The organism is Acinetobacter sp. WCHA39 (assembly GCF_002165385.1).
GTDB lineage: Bacteria > Pseudomonadota > Gammaproteobacteria > Pseudomonadales > Moraxellaceae > Acinetobacter.
The window spans coordinates 1-14,680 of record NZ_NHRP01000018.1; the positions used below are offsets into that span (position 1 = coordinate 1).

The window sequence follows — 14,680 nt, forward strand, 5'->3', positions numbered from 1 at the left end:
GTCATCATATTCGTCGTCAGAAAACAAGTATTATGCCATTATTTCAATGAGTTATCTTTTTTTGTCGTGTACAGAGATAAAATTATTTTAATGCAAGATTATTTCCAACACTTTGTTCAATAGCAATAATATTTTGTTTAATCAATTCAGGAATAGGTAGTTTATTGGAGGTTACTTTATCAACACAAACCATCACTGCCTCTCCTGTTGCAACGATTTGGTTTTGTGTTTCACTCCATAAACTATAATGCATTCGAAAAGCACTATTTCTGAGCTCCTCAATACGTGCACCAATATGCAGCACATCAGGATAAAATACTGGCTTTAAATATTTACATTGACTAGAGGCTACCACCGTCACTATATCTTGATCAAATATATTTAATGCCATTAAATAAGCAATTCGTGCACTCTCAATATAGCGATAATACTGCACATTATTTACATGCCCAAAAGCATCCATATCACCCCAAGCAATTGTTTGTCGATGTACAACAGGATAGACAGACAGTTCTTTCATATCTCACTCATATCTTAAAGTTTAAAAAATTAACATCATTTTCAAAGATTAAATTCAACTGCCTGATCAAATCCAAATTATCTCCAAGCGTTGATTTAATCCGCAAATAGCTCATTAATATATTATCAGGATATAAAGTTAATAACTGCTCAGCTTCTTCTAAACGTTGAGTTGCAACATAAATATGCCATTTTGCAAAGGTCAACATTGGAACACTCGTGTAACGCTGTTCTAGCTGAATAATACGTTGCTCAACATAGCTATAATCGGGAATTTGCTTCAGTAGTTGCTGTTGGAACCAAAGATAAAAAACCTCTGGATCGAAATTTTCTTGCAATAAATGCAATGCAAGATCCTCATGCTGCAATCCCATTTCTGGCATACGTGCCAATAATTTTAACCACAAAACCTTACTACTATATGGTCGTGCTTGAACTTCATTCTCTAGAGCAATATACCGCTGTTGCAGTGCAGTTAAGTCATCCACAGATGCTTGATCAAACTGTATGAGTAATTGTTGCAACCAGAGATCTCGATGTTCTGCACTTAATAAACCATGCTGAATTGATTGTAAAAATAACCAAGGCTGTTGTAAGGCAAGTTTGCCCCACAAAACAGTAATGCGTTGTTGATAAGCAGTTTCAATCTCAGCCAACCAGGGTGAAAGTTGATGCTGTGCAAGGAATTCTAGATGGGTTAATGCTTTTTCTGTTTCATGTTGTTCTAAGAAAATATCGATCCGCTGTAGTTCTGCCAGCTCAAAGGCCATCGGTGCTGATTTCTCTAGTTTCTGCAAAGCGAGTTGATAGTCACCATTTTTATAATCAAATTGTGCATCAACAATATTACTCAGCAATCCTGATTGAGCAAAAACACGCTCAATAAATCCCTGCTGTTCTTTTGCCGCATCAAGCAGCCAGACTATACCGAGCTGCTCATATGGATGTAAATCTTTAAATTGTAAAATATTTTCTTTCTTACGCTGTTCTCGCGCAAAATATCTGCGACTCACAAACCATAACAACTGTGCGAATAAACTAATCACAATAAAAAGTGCGATTAAGCCCCATAAACTGCTTTGGAACTGCCAATCGCGCCAGTAAATATAAACATAGCCATTACCGTAACCATAGCTCAGCATGGCAAACATAGCAAAAAATAATAGGCTTACAAGTAAATAAATGAACACCAGTTGTTTCATAATTACATTACCCCAGTAAACCAAGGGTCGTTAATTTAGGTGTCGAAATAACTGAAAGATTTAACAGCTTTTCTAATTTTTGCTTGATCATTTGACTGTTTTGATCAGGTAAAATTGAGAATAATCGAATTACCTCTTGAACGGATTTGCGATACTCAGATGCTTGTCCTTGATGTAAGGCTTGTGAAGCAAGAAGTAAACGTAACTGAGCTTCTTTTAAAATGAGATGGCGATTGATTAAATCAGGCTGTGTACGCTGCACCTTTTCAAATTTGAACCAAGACCACCATGAAGAGGCTTCAGCTTTTTGCATTTTAATAGTTGGGTTATGCACTTCTTGTAAAAGCTTTTGATCCAATTGCTGCAATAAAGTATCAATCTGTTGCTGCTGTTGGGTTTGCATAAGCACATAATGTTGAATAGCTTGTTTATCCTGTTCGATCGCTTTCATCAAACTATGCTGTAAAGCAGGAGAAACCGTATATTGGACAATATGCTGCTGTACTTGATTTAATTGATCAATCGCATAAATGAACTGTTGTTGATCTATTGCGAATTGAACTAACTGTAATTGCTGTTTGATTAATATAACAGGCGCTACACCCGTGACCATACTGGGTAAGCTCGAAGCTTCTGAAGGGTCAGATAAATGCGCATCTTGTAATTGTCGCTGCACAGCGACAAATTGATCATTCAGCAAAGAATAACGTTGCTGCTGCTGTGTAAGCTGTTGCTGGAGTTGAGGAACGATCTGAGAATATTGTGCTACGTCATAACTAAGTTTGGCTAACCATAATAAACTTAGTAATAAAATCAGGTAAACAATCTTTCTCATATACGTCCTTGCCAAGCAGCGATACGTTGAATAATCTCTGATATAGATAAATTATCAAGCTGAATAATGTTAATCTCTTGATGTGTTTGCAACCGTGCATTTTTGAGTAGCTGTGCTAAACGCTCACCTAGCGCCAAATATATCCATTTCGCATCTATATTATTTTGACCACAAAGCTGCTGCCAATTATTCCAACTCGCTTCACTACTAATCAACACCATAACAGGTTGACTTGGCATTATTTTTTTTAAAATTTTTGGAAAAAGCGTAACACTTTGAATTGGGCATTGGCGACGATAAAGAACAAAATTAAGAATCTCGACACCTTGCTGTTGCAACTGCTGCATCATAAACTGCCGCCCCCCAAGACCACGCCAAAAAGCAACTTTGTCCAAATGTACTTGTTGATTTAATATTGGAAGCTCTAGCATACCTTCCGAATTTTCAACCTCAGGGATGTGGCTGTCTATATCAAATTTTGCGAGTGCTTGGGCAGTTGCTTGACCCACTGCGATCCATTGCACATGCTTAAGTTGATCTAAGGATATCTTTTGTTGTTGTAAATATTGCATACCGACATCAACAGCGGTCGGGCTGACAACAACAATAACTTGCACCTGCTCAAGTTGCTGATACAGTTCACGTAAATGCCCCGAAAAAGGTTCAGCTACAAGTTCCAACAATGGCAGATTGATAACCTGATGACCCACTTCCAACAATGCTTGCGTTAAGTTCACAGCACGATCTTCAGGGCGCGTATTAATAAAAAGCATTAATAAAGCGCTTTTAACAATTCACCTGCACCTTGCTCCAATAAGCATTGTGCAAGTTGTTCACCTAATTGTTCAGCATCTTCTGAAGTTCCAACCAATTGTTGTTTTAGTAAGATTTTTCCATCAACACTTCCCACACGACCTTCTATGCTGAGCTGATCATTGGCTAAAGTTGCATATCCTGCGATTGGAACTTGACAACCACCTTCTAGATAGGCATTAAACGCACGTTCTGCACGCACACAAATTGAGGTTTCTTCATGCTGTAATGGTTGAATGATTTTTAATAATTCCACATCATCTGCACGACACTCTAAGCCCAATGCACCCTGACCAACAGCAGGTAAACTTAAAACAGGCGCTAAACAATGACGAATTCGATCTGCCAAACCTAAACGCTTTAATCCTGCACTGGCTAAAATGATCGCATCATATAAACCATCATCAAGTTTTGATAAACGCGTCCCCACATTGCCACGTAAGTCAATAATCTCTAAATCAGGACGTATTTGTAAAATCTGGCATTTGCGACGCAAACTAGATGTACCTACTTTGGCACCTTGAGGTAACTCATCAAAACTTTGGTAATGATTCGAAACAAAGGCATCAAGTGGGTCTTCTCGCTCACAAGTCACAGCGAGCGTTAAACCTTCGGGTAAGTGCATTGGCACGTCTTTCATTGAATGGACCGCCAAATCAGCGCGACCCTCTAACAAAGCAGCTTCCAGTTCTTTAACGAATAATCCTTTACCACCAATTTTTGCCAAAGGTGTATCTAGAATTTTATCACCCTGCGTCACAAACTTAAGCAACTCAACCGTTAAATCTGGATAAAGCGCATTTAAACGGGAGCGAATATGCTCCGCCTGCCAAAGTGCAAGAGGGCTTTGTCGAGTCGCAATTTTTAAGGTCTTCATAAATTCAAGTTAAGCATGGATCAAAACAATTGTTTCAAACTTAACTTGCTCACCTAAAATTGCAAGCAAAAACTGATTTTTCATCTGACTTAAGCTCAATATTTTATAATTGATGCATACATTCTCTTAAGCTTGGTAAATGACGGCGACTTACAGATAAGCGTTCATCCAGCTCACGTAATCTAACCTGATACTGACCAGCCGCAATCAGTTCCAACCGTTCTAAATAATCAAGAGAAACTAAAGCATTACGATGAATTCGAATAAAACGATCTGAAAACTCAGATTCTAGATCTTTTAAAGTTTCATCAATTAATACACTGCCATTCCGATGACGCACAGTGACATATTTCTGATCTGCTAGAAAATAGTAAATATTCTCTATTGGAATAAGTTCGACCCCGCGATAAGTTTTCGCAGCAATTTGATGGCGTTGAGTTTTAGTATCGTACATATCGTCTTGTTGTTGTAAACCAGTCATTTGTGCTTGTGTAAGTTGCGTCAGACTATTGAACACCTGTTGTAAATCTTGTTGTGCAATAGGCTTGAGCAAATATCCCTGTGCTTGAAATTTAAACGCTTCCAATGCGTGTTGATCATATGCCGTACAAAAAATAATAGCTGGACGAGGGCTAAGATGACTGATCTGCTCAGCGCACTCCAATCCGTTCATTCCAGGCATTTGAATATCTAATAGAACAACATCGGGCGAATCATTTTCAATATGGTTTAACACATCCTGCCCATGATGCGCCGTCGCAATCACTTCATGACCCATTTGGGTCACTAAACGTGACAAACGCTCTACTGCGAGAGGTTCATCATCAGCAATCAGAACTTTCATCCTCTCCTCCTTGTCACCGTTAACTTCATCCGTCATTTTTTATGGTTAACTTAACTTATTATTTTACTCGATAGTGATAACTTACCACCGTGGTATATAACGATCCCCCCCCATAAACCTGAAACTTCACTGTCTGTCCGTAATAGGCTTTTAGACGTTGCTTCACATTTTCTATTGCAATACCATTCCCTTGTCTCGATTTTATTGTATCGTGAGAATAAGGGTTAGTAATGACTATACTGACTTGATTTTGCAATATTTCAACCAATACACTAATGGTTGAGGGCTGTAAAACTTTTTCTACCCCATGAAAAATACTATTCTCTAGCAAAGGTTGCAATGTTAATAATGGAATCGTGACTCGTTTTAATTCTAAAGACGTCGCCTGTATATTCCATTCTACCTTTAAACGCTCTCCTAAACGTAATTTTTCAATACTTAAGTATTGCTGACACAAGTCAATTTCTTCAGCCAAACTCACCAATTTCAATTCTTGAAAACTGGCGCGGAATAATCGTGACAAGTTAATCAACATGTTTTCTGCTTTGTCAGGATCAATTGAAATCAAACTCACGACACTATTTAAACTATTAAATAAGAAGTGAGGATGAATACGTGCTTGCATGGCTTGAATCCGCGCATTCAGCTCACTATATTGCTGATTCATCCATTGCTCTCGCATATAGAGATAACGCAAACAGAAAGCACCAAGCAAGATGCCATACCCCAAATGCAGACTTACACCTTGAAATAATATATCTTCAGAAAAATTATTTGTTGATGAACCCCAATATTGAATTATATTAATGACACACGTGGTAAGTAAAACGATAAGTTGAAGAAAAATAAAACCTAAAATTAACGCCATTTTCTGACTAAATTTAGCAAAAAACTCTTGAAAATAGTCAACAAAAGCAGAAAACGATAAAATTATCCAGTTAATAAACAGCATGTATTGAAAAACTCGGATACTTTCCACTGCTTGCCAAGAACGGGCTTCTGCAAGTGCGAGTACCATTGCCAAAACATTACTTGCTACAATTAATTCCAATAAGTGTTGCGATTGCCTTATTTTCGTAAAAAAATAGGACCCTGCTGGACTCATTTGACGTGTTTTCGATAACTTCTTGCGTCGAATTTCAGCAACTACGTTTGGATTTGCTATACTCTTTTTTATTTTACTGAGCCGCCATGACCACATCTTCTCAATCCTCTTCTTCAGCAAGCCCTAATCAAACCTCTGGAATGTGGGGCGGTCGCTTCTCTGAAGCAACAGATGCATTTGTTGCAGAATTTACCGCATCTGTTCAATTTGACCAACGTTTTTATAAACAAGATATTGCAGGTTCGATTGCACATGCAACCATGCTTGCTAAAGTTGGTGTACTGACCGAGGCTGAGCGTGATGATATTATCCAAGGTTTAAATACAATCAAAGCTGAAATCGAAGCAGGTAATTTCGAATGGCGTATTGATTTAGAAGACGTACACATGAACATTGAGTCTCGCTTGACTCAACGTATCGGCATCACAGGTAAAAAATTACATACAGGTCGTAGCCGTAATGACCAAGTTGCAACTGACATCCGTTTATATTTACGCGATGAAATTGATGACATTTTAGGTCTATTACTACGCTTACAAAAAGGCCTACTCAGTCTGGCAAGCAAAAATACCAATACGATTATGCCTGGTTTTACTCATTTACAAACAGCTCAGCCAGTAACATTTGGTCATCACCTATTGGCTTGGTTTGAGATGTTGGTTCGCGATACTGAACGCCTTCAAGATTGTCGCAAGCGAGTTAATCGCATGCCACTCGGTTCAGCAGCCTTAGCAGGAACAACCTACCCGATTGATCGCGCATATACAGCCGAATTATTGGGTTTCGAAGCTGTTTCTGAAAATTCGCTTGATGCTGTTTCTGATCGTGACTTTGCCATTGAATTTAATGCGGCGGCATCTTTGATCATGATGCATTTATCACGTATGTCAGAAGAATTGATTTTATGGACTTCGGCTCAATTCAAGTTCGTCAACATTCCAGACCGCTTCTGTACGGGCTCATCTATCATGCCGCAGAAGAAAAACCCAGATGTTCCTGAGTTAGTACGTGGTAAATCAGGTCGCGTGTTTGGTGATTTGATTAGTTTATTAACACTAATGAAAGGTCAACCATTGGCATATAACAAAGACAACCAAGAAGATAAAGAGCCTTTGTTTGATGCAATTGATACCGTTCGTGGTTGCTTGATGGCCTTTGCAGATATGGTGCCTGCACTCGTTCCAAACATTGAAATTATGCGTGAAGCAGCGCTTCGTGGTTTCTCTACAGCAACTGACCTTGCTGATTACCTTGTGAAGAAAGGTGTTGCTTTCCGTGATGCACACGAAATTGTAGGTAAAGCAGTTGCGCTTGGTGTCGCTGAAGAAAAAGATTTATCTGAATTGACATTGGAACAGCTTCAACAATTCTCTGATTTGATCGAAGCAGATGTATTTGATAAAGCCTTAACTTTAGAAGCTTCTGTAAATGCGCGTGATCATATCGGCGGGACATCACAAAAACAAGTTGAAGCAGCCATTACTCGTGCACACACTCGCCTAGAACAGTTATACGCTTAAGGATAAATCATGACGAGACAAGTATTTTGCCGCAAATATAAACAAGAGCTTGAAGGTTTAGACTTTGCACCATTCCCAGGTGCAAAAGGTCAAGAATTCTTTGAGACGGTTTCAAAACAGGCTTGGCAAGAATGGTTAAAACACCAAACCACGCTCATTAACGAAAAACGCCTCAATGTATTTGAACCCGATGCGAAGAAGTTTCTTGAAGAGCAACGCGAGAAGTTCTTCAACAATGACGAAAGTGTTGAAAAAGCAGAAGGTTGGACGGAACAAAAGTAAATCGTTTCAACTAACACCACTGAATAAAAGAGAGCTAAATATAGCTCTCTTTTTACGTGACATTTACATAAGTAATAAAGGTTTACAGAGTATACACAGTTGTCTACATGACAGATTAACACTCTCCGCTTATATTGAATACCAGAAGCAAAAAGAGATAGTTCGATATCTCAAGTAACACATAATATTTCTCTCCCAGACTTTCCCCCGAAGTCTGGGATTTTTTTATTTGTATGATATCAATTTATATAAAAATCATATTCACGGTTATATTAGGTCAATCAATTGCCCAGCAACGTTATTCAAATTACGCTAACCCCACAATAAAAAATGCCTTAGGATTTTGAGAAATTATTGGATGACTACTCTTAAAATTCACCTAATGATTACTTCATTTCCGATGACTTTATGCAACGTATGGCAATAAAAAAAGCTGCTCATTATGTAGCAGCTTTGAATCTTTATTTGGTGATTATTTTTGATTCACTTTTTGTTCAATTTCTTCAATACTGGTATGACGTACATCCATACCTTTTGCCATATAAATAACTTGCTCTGAAATATTACGGGCATGATCGCCAATTCGCTCAAGCGAACGCAATACCCACATCACATTAATCACACGAGTAATATGGCGTGGGTCTTCAATCATGTAGGTCATCAAAGTTCGTGTTGCAGACTGATATTCACGATCAATATCCACGTCTGCCATCACCACTTTTAAAGCCTGATCAACATCTAAACGCGCGAAAGCATCCAAAGCATCATGAATCATAACACGCACTTGGTTACCAATATGGCGTGTTTCCATATAACCGCGTGGAGACTCACCTTCTTCACATAAATTTTGCGCAATACGAGCAATTTTTGAAGCTTCGTCACCAATCCGCTCTAAATCTGTATTTGCTTTGCTCATCGCAATGACCATACGCAAATCAATTGCAGCAGGATGACGGCGGGCGAGAATCAAGGTCAAACCTTCATCAATATCACGCTCATATTGATTAACAACATTATCTTTAAATTGAACATCAATCGCCAAATTTTCATCTGTGTCTAATAAAGCATGAATTGCATTTGCAACCTGCTGCTCTACTAAGCCACCCATGGTCATAAATTTGGTATGTACATCTTGTAAGTCTTCATTAAATTGTGAAGAAATATGGTGACTTAACACAGGATTACTTGGACTCACAGTATGCCTCCACTAGACACATGGAAAAATGATTGGTGATTAAAACACAGCAATGATGAAACTTTTATGACAATAACATAGCTGAGCCAAAAGTCGATTGCTGCGAATTGATAAAACAAAAATCTAAAAATCTGTTAGTCTAAATACCTAGCTTGACGGAGCGCAGTTAATTAACTGCTGAGATTATCTTAATCGCAAGATTTAAAGATGAGTACCGTTGAACCTGATCAGGTTAACACCTGCGTAGGAATCAAGCCCAACAAAAGCCTCGCCTTTATTTATCAAAGAGATAAATGCGCTATCGTTTTTGCTCGTGCTTGATTCGTTAATGTAATACATAAGGATCATGCCATGAACCAATTAACGAATCTTCCCTCTGCTGATATTTCTGCTCAACATGAGCAAGATGCTAAAGATTTAACCCGTATTTTACCTGCTTCACGCAAGGTTTATGTTGAAGGTTCTCGCCCCGATATCCAAGTTCCATTTCGCGAAATTAGCTTGACAGAAACGCCGACAGGTTTAGGGGGTGAATATAATCCTCCTGTTATGGTTTATGACACATCGGGTGTTTATACCGATCCTGATGTCCAAATTGATTTAAATCAAGGTCTACCTTCTGTCCGCCAAACTTGGATTGAAGAACGTGATGATACCGATGTACTCTCAAGTTTAAGTTCTGATTTTGGTCAGGCTCGCTTAAAAGATATTCGTACTGCTGACATTCGTTTTGCTCATATTCAAAACCCTCGTCGAGCTAAGGCAGGGAAAAATGTTACGCAAATGCATTATGCGAAACAGGGCATTATTACGCCTGAAATGGAATATATTGCAATTCGTGAAAATCAACGCCAAGGTGACGGCGTAGACATGCGTCAGCATGCAGGACAAAACTTTGGTGCTCAGAATTTAAGAGAAATTACACCTGAATTCGTGCGTCAAGAAGTTGCCGCAGGTCGTGCAATTATTCCTGCCAACATTAATCATCCTGAAATTGAACCAATGATCATTGGTCGCAACTTTTTAGTAAAAATTAATGCCAATATTGGGAACTCCGCTCTAGGTTCATCGATTGATGAAGAAGTTGCTAAAATGACATGGGCAACGCGTTGGGGCGCCGACACGATCATGGACCTATCGACAGGGAAAAACATCCATGAGACCCGTGAATGGATTATCCGCAACTCACCTGTTCCAATCGGCACAGTACCAATCTATCAGGCTCTGGAAAAAGTCGATGGTGTAGCCGAAGACCTCACATGGGAAATCTTTAAGGACACGTTGATTGAGCAAGCTGAACAAGGCGTCGATTATTTCACTATTCACGCAGGTGTGTTATTACGCTATGTGCCTATGACCGCAAATCGTCTCACCGGTATTGTGTCTCGTGGCGGTTCAATTATGGCGCAATGGTGTCTTGCGCATCATCAAGAAAACTTCTTGTATACGCATTTCGATGAAATCTGTGAAATCATGAAAGCCTATGACGTTTCATTTAGCTTAGGTGATGGTTTACGTCCAGGCTGTATTCAAGATGCAAATGATGAGGCTCAATTCAGTGAGCTTAAAACCTTAGGTGAATTGACACACCGTGCTTGGGAACATGATGTTCAGGTGATGATTGAAGGTCCCGGTCATGTGCCTATGCATATGATTAAAGAAAATATGGATCTACAACTTGAAGTTTGTAAAGAAGCACCTTTCTATACACTTGGTCCACTCACCACCGATATCGCACCAGGTTATGACCATATTACTTCTGCAATTGGTGCTGCAATGATTGGATGGTATGGCACAGCAATGCTGTGTTATGTCACACCGAAAGAACACTTAGGTTTACCAAATAAGAAAGATGTTAAAGATGGCATTATCACTTATAAGATTGCAGCACATGCAGCAGACTTAGCCAAAGGTCATCCGGGTGCTCAAGTTCGTGATAATGCATTATCGAAAGCACGTTTCGAATTCCGATGGGATGACCAGTTCAACCTCAGCTTAGACCCTGATACAGCACGCAGCATGCACGATGAGACTTTACCCAAAGAAGCACACAAATCTGCACATTTCTGTTCTATGTGCGGACCAAAATTTTGCTCGATGAAAATCACGCAGAATGTGCGAGATTATGCACAAAATCAGCACAATGCTAAGCAATCAAATGATGCCGAAAAAGATGTTGAAGCAGGTCTCAATCCAATGAAAACCGCTTATCAGGAACATGGTCTAAAATTGTACCACAAGCTGTAAATCGACTAAAAAAAGATTTGCCCACGAATCAATCTCGGTTAGGATGAGATATGTACAATCTCATCCTGATTGAAGATGAATATTCTTGACCACGCCAGCTATTCAGCATCCGACGTTACGATAGAATCTCGGGAGTTTTTATTCCGAGGATTCATTCAAGTTGAGAAAGTGAATCTTACGCACCGACTATTTCATCGATCTGAATATTCACCAATTATTCAGCGTGAACTTATACATCGTCCAGAAGCTGCTGGCGTTTTACTTTATAACAATCAGCAACAACGTTTCGCACTTATTGAACAATTCCGAGTTGGTGCATTAAATGACTCCGAATCAGCATGGCAACTTGAGATCATTGCGGGTGTACTGGATGGAAATGAATCTCCAGAAACCTGTATTCGTCGTGAAAGTCTAGAAGAATCAGGCTGCGAAATTAATGAATTGCAGCATTTATTTAGTTTTTATCCTTCTGCTGGTGCATGCGCTGAGTTTTTTCATTTATATGCCGCAGAAGTTGATTTACCAAGCAATGGAGGCATCTTTGGCGTTCCAGATGAAGGAGAAGATATTCAACTCCATTTGTTTGATTACGCTGAAATCACCATGTTATTCAAAAATAATCGCTTGAAGAATGCCCCTGTCATCATGGCATTACAATGGCTTAGTCAACATATACAACGACAATAAATCTGAAAGGGGTAAGACGGTGACTTTTCAAGTCTCAAAATTATCACAAAAAGATTTTGTGATTATACAAATTACTGATACTCATTTATTGGAGTATCCGCATTTAGAGTTTGTCGGGATGCACCCTGAACAAAGCTTTCATGCAGTAATTGACTTGATGCGCCAACAACATCCGCAGATCGATATGATTGTGCATACTGGAGATTTAGCACAAAACCCAACAACTGTGACTTATGATCGCTATCTTAAGCATATGCAGAGTATAGGTATTCCCTTTTTTCAGACGCCTGGCAATCATGATGATGTATCTCACTTCCCTTTTCATGGAGCAGATCCGCATCAACCTACTGTCGTAGAAATTGGCGATTGGTGCATTATTTTACTCAATAGTGCACAGCCAACAAGAATTGATGGCAAAATTGCAGAGGCTGGCCTTGAACAATTAACAGAATTATTAAAAAAACATCATGATCGTCATATTATGATTGCCTGCCATCACCATCCTTTTGCGATGGAATCTGCTTGGATTGATCAACATAAACTAAAGAACTCATCTGATTTACTCGAAACCATTCAACCTTTTTCAAATATCAAAGCCATCATCTGTGGTCATGTCCACCAAGATTCTATTAACACATGGCAAGATATTCAATTTTTATCAACGCCATCAACCTGCATACAATTCAAACCTAAAAGTGATAAGTTCGCACTCGATGAAGAACATCCGGGTTACCGCTTTATTAAACTCAAAGCAAACGGAGAAATCGAAACTCAGGTCTATCGTTTATCAACTTCACAGCGAATGAATAGCTCTGAAGTCTTGGGATATGACTAAACTTTTGATTACAAATTACATTCTCGTTTTCTCACAAAATCTGGACGGGAATGACTACCATCTTGCTGAAAAACTCTATATGATGTCGACCCTTGATGGGAAAAACCATCTTAGGTTTCTATAAAAACACTTGCATATCACCATATTTTTTGCGTATAGATAGTACGTGTAAGATGAGGAATGCCCTATATGGCGAATGACAACCAAAATCAAGTCTTGGACGAACAGACAGAAGTGATCGACGATCAAAAATCTGCTGCGAAACGCGTACGTAAAACCAAACCAAAAGCTTCAGAAGGTGGTACAACTGCCAGCTTATTTGGAATTGCACCTTATCAGCCGAAGAAAAATGAAGAATATATGTCTGAAGGACAGCTTGAGCATTTCCGCCAAATTTTAAATGCATGGAAAGCTGAGTTAATGTCTGAAGTTGATCGTACATTAAACACAATGCAAGATGAGTCAACTGCGCTTCCTGACGTCAACGACAGAGCAACGCAAGAAGAAGAATTTGCGATTGAATTACGTACACGTGACCGTGAGCGCAAACTCATTCGTAAAATCGAACAATCACTTGAAACAATTCAAAACGAAGATTACGGTTTCTGTGAAACCTGTGGTATCGAAATTGGCTTACGCCGTTTAGAAGCACGTCCAACAGCGACTTTATGTATCGATTGCAAGACTTTGGCTGAAATCAAAGAAAAGCAAAATAACGGTTAATAATCCCTCCCGACCTCCCTTTGAAAAGGGAGGAATACTACGAATTGAAAGATTTATGATATTCGAGTATTTGCCCTCCTTTATAGGAGGGACTGGAGAAGGATTGAAATATACAACCATAAAATCTTTATGCCTTACATCGGACGATTTGCCCCCTCTCCAACTGGCCCATTGCATTTTGGCTCCCTACTCACCGCAGTCGCAAGTTACTGTGATGCCAAAGCCAACCACGGCAAATGGCTAGTTCGAATTGAAGATACCGATATTCCTCGTATCTATCCCAATAGTGAAAACCATATCCGATCTTGTATTGATGCCTTTCAATTTGAACCCGATGCAGAAATTATTTGCCAAAAAGATCGTTTAGAGATTTATGAACAAGTTCTTGAGCAGTTAAAACACTTAGATGCGATCTATGCCTGTCAATGTACCCGTAAAATACTGGGTTCAAATCATATTTATGTTGGTACTTGCCGCGATTTACATCTGGATTTCAATGATCAAGCTATTCGCTTGAAAGTTGCCGATCAATTGATTTGTTTTGAGGATCGCTTACAAGGTCAGCAATCTGCCAACTTAAAACATGATCTAGGTGATTTCGTACTCAAGCGCCGTGACGGCATTATGAGCTATCAATTGGCTGTGGTCGTAGATGACTATTTACAAGGTATTACGCATGTGGTTCGCGGCGCAGACCTTTTAGACAATACCGTCAGACAAATTTGGTTAGGCTCTTTACTGAATTATCCATCTCTCAACTATATGCACCTCCCCCTTGCCATGAATCATCAAGGGCAAAAACTGTCTAAACAAAATTTGGCTCAAGCACTGGATATCAGCAACGCATCAAACCTCTTACAGCAAGCCATTTTAGCTTTAGGGCAACCTTTGGTTGAACTTGACCAGCCACGCATCATGCTGCAACAAGCTGTTCAACAATGGGACATCAATGTAATTCCTAGAGGTATCCATCTCACAGGTACTTTCTTATAAGCC

Annotated in this window: 15 protein-coding genes and 1 riboswitch; of the genes, 7 read left to right on the top strand and 8 right to left on the bottom strand. The window is 39.3% G+C overall.

What is annotated here, in order from left to right; genetic code table 11:
- Positions 1–82: 82 nt before the first annotated feature.
- The 7 genes from CDG56_RS10370 to CDG56_RS10400 all read right to left on the bottom strand — a co-directional run bounded on the left by CDG56_RS10370 (position 83) and on the right by CDG56_RS10400 (position 6,291).
- Positions 83–520 carry an acyl-CoA thioesterase gene (locus CDG56_RS10370; RefSeq protein ID WP_087547818.1) on the bottom strand — a complete coding sequence of 146 codons (438 nt, stop codon included), beginning with the start codon at positions 518–520 and terminating at the stop codon, positions 83–85.
- Between the two features lie 7 nt (positions 521–527).
- The gene (locus tag CDG56_RS10375) at positions 528–1,721 is read right to left on the bottom strand and encodes a heme biosynthesis protein HemY (protein WP_087547819.1); all 1,194 of its coding nucleotides are present in this window, start codon (positions 1,719–1,721) and stop codon (positions 528–530) included.
- 7 nt (positions 1,722–1,728) lie between these two features.
- Positions 1,729–2,556 (bottom strand): hypothetical protein, encoded by an 828-nt coding sequence (locus CDG56_RS10380; RefSeq protein ID WP_087547820.1) that lies wholly within the window; start codon positions 2,554–2,556, stop codon positions 1,729–1,731.
- Positions 2,553–3,329, bottom strand: coding sequence for a uroporphyrinogen-III synthase (locus CDG56_RS10385; RefSeq protein ID WP_087547821.1), 777 nt, complete (start codon positions 3,327–3,329; stop codon positions 2,553–2,555). The genes CDG56_RS10380 and CDG56_RS10385 overlap by 4 nt, the downstream gene beginning before the upstream one ends.
- Positions 3,329–4,246 carry a hydroxymethylbilane synthase gene (hemC, locus tag CDG56_RS10390; RefSeq protein WP_087545163.1) on the bottom strand — a complete coding sequence of 306 codons (918 nt, stop codon included), beginning with the start codon at positions 4,244–4,246 and terminating at the stop codon, positions 3,329–3,331. Before hemC ends, CDG56_RS10385 begins: the two co-directional genes overlap by 1 nt.
- A gap of 103 nt (positions 4,247–4,349) precedes the next feature.
- Complete coding sequence (locus tag CDG56_RS10395; RefSeq protein ID WP_087545162.1) at positions 4,350–5,090, bottom strand: LytR/AlgR family response regulator transcription factor; 741 nt, start codon at positions 5,088–5,090, stop codon at positions 4,350–4,352.
- A 58-nt stretch (positions 5,091–5,148) separates the two neighbouring features.
- Complete coding sequence (locus CDG56_RS10400; RefSeq protein WP_087547822.1) at positions 5,149–6,291, bottom strand: sensor histidine kinase; 1,143 nt, start codon at positions 6,289–6,291, stop codon at positions 5,149–5,151.
- Here CDG56_RS10400 and argH point away from each other — a divergent pair.
- Positions 6,282–7,715, top strand: coding sequence for an argininosuccinate lyase (argH, locus tag CDG56_RS10405; RefSeq protein ID WP_087547823.1), 1,434 nt, complete (start codon positions 6,282–6,284; stop codon positions 7,713–7,715). The two genes, CDG56_RS10400 and argH, sit on opposite strands and share 10 nt — an antisense overlap.
- 9 nt (positions 7,716–7,724) lie before the next feature.
- A complete protein-coding gene (locus tag CDG56_RS10410; protein WP_004773983.1) occupies positions 7,725–7,997 on the top strand; it encodes an oxidative damage protection protein in 273 nt (90 codons plus the stop codon).
- 472 nt (positions 7,998–8,469) lie between these two features.
- Here CDG56_RS10410 and phoU read toward each other — a convergent pair whose 3' ends face one another.
- Positions 8,470–9,192 (bottom strand): phosphate signaling complex protein PhoU, encoded by a 723-nt coding sequence (phoU, locus tag CDG56_RS10415; RefSeq protein WP_087536549.1) that lies wholly within the window; start codon positions 9,190–9,192, stop codon positions 8,470–8,472.
- Between the two features lie 146 nt (positions 9,193–9,338).
- Positions 9,339–9,459, top strand: a riboswitch (TPP riboswitch).
- 84 nt (positions 9,460–9,543) lie between these two features.
- On the opposite strand from phoU, the gene thiC reads away from it, so the two are divergent.
- The 5 genes from thiC (at position 9,544) to gluQRS (ending at position 14,677) form a co-directional block, all read left to right on the top strand.
- Positions 9,544–11,439, top strand: coding sequence for a phosphomethylpyrimidine synthase ThiC (gene thiC, locus CDG56_RS10420; RefSeq protein ID WP_087547824.1), 1,896 nt, complete (start codon positions 9,544–9,546; stop codon positions 11,437–11,439).
- 75 nt (positions 11,440–11,514) lie between these two features.
- A complete protein-coding gene (locus tag CDG56_RS10425) occupies positions 11,515–12,126 on the top strand; it encodes an NUDIX domain-containing protein (RefSeq protein WP_087547825.1) in 612 nt (203 codons plus the stop codon).
- Between the two features lie 19 nt (positions 12,127–12,145).
- Positions 12,146–12,961, top strand: a complete 816-nt coding sequence (gene cpdA, locus CDG56_RS10430) for a 3',5'-cyclic-AMP phosphodiesterase (protein ID WP_087545154.1) — start codon at positions 12,146–12,148, stop codon at positions 12,959–12,961.
- 189 nt (positions 12,962–13,150) lie between these two features.
- Positions 13,151–13,684, top strand: a complete 534-nt coding sequence (dksA, locus tag CDG56_RS10435) for an RNA polymerase-binding protein DksA (RefSeq protein ID WP_087547826.1) — start codon at positions 13,151–13,153, stop codon at positions 13,682–13,684.
- A 129-nt stretch (positions 13,685–13,813) separates the two neighbouring features.
- Positions 13,814–14,677, top strand: a complete 864-nt coding sequence (gluQRS, locus tag CDG56_RS10440) for a tRNA glutamyl-Q(34) synthetase GluQRS (RefSeq protein WP_087547827.1) — start codon at positions 13,814–13,816, stop codon at positions 14,675–14,677.
- The last annotated feature ends 3 nt before the right edge of the window (positions 14,678–14,680 follow it).

Coding starts and splice junctions, on each gene's coding strand:
- CDG56_RS10370 (WP_087547818.1), bottom strand. CDS start 520: ATGAAAGAACTGTCTGTCTATCCTGTTGTACATCGACAAACAATTGCT.
- CDG56_RS10375 (WP_087547819.1), bottom strand. CDS start 1,721: ATGAAACAACTGGTGTTCATTTATTTACTTGTAAGCCTATTATTTTTT.
- CDG56_RS10380 (WP_087547820.1), bottom strand. CDS start 2,556: ATGAGAAAGATTGTTTACCTGATTTTATTACTAAGTTTATTATGGTTA.
- CDG56_RS10385 (WP_087547821.1), bottom strand. CDS start 3,329: ATGCTTTTTATTAATACGCGCCCTGAAGATCGTGCTGTGAACTTAACG.
- hemC (WP_087545163.1), bottom strand. CDS start 4,246: ATGAAGACCTTAAAAATTGCGACTCGACAAAGCCCTCTTGCACTTTGG.
- CDG56_RS10395 (WP_087545162.1), bottom strand. CDS start 5,090: ATGAAAGTTCTGATTGCTGATGATGAACCTCTCGCAGTAGAGCGTTTG.
- argH (WP_087547823.1), top strand. CDS start 6,282: ATGACCACATCTTCTCAATCCTCTTCTTCAGCAAGCCCTAATCAAACC.
- CDG56_RS10400 (WP_087547822.1), bottom strand. CDS start 6,291: ATGTGGTCATGGCGGCTCAGTAAAATAAAAAAGAGTATAGCAAATCCA.
- CDG56_RS10410 (WP_004773983.1), top strand. CDS start 7,725: ATGACGAGACAAGTATTTTGCCGCAAATATAAACAAGAGCTTGAAGGT.
- thiC (WP_087547824.1), top strand. CDS start 9,544: ATGAACCAATTAACGAATCTTCCCTCTGCTGATATTTCTGCTCAACAT.
- CDG56_RS10425 (WP_087547825.1), top strand. CDS start 11,515: ATGAATATTCTTGACCACGCCAGCTATTCAGCATCCGACGTTACGATA.
- dksA (WP_087547826.1), top strand. CDS start 13,151: ATGGCGAATGACAACCAAAATCAAGTCTTGGACGAACAGACAGAAGTG.
- gluQRS (WP_087547827.1), top strand. CDS start 13,814: ATGCCTTACATCGGACGATTTGCCCCCTCTCCAACTGGCCCATTGCAT.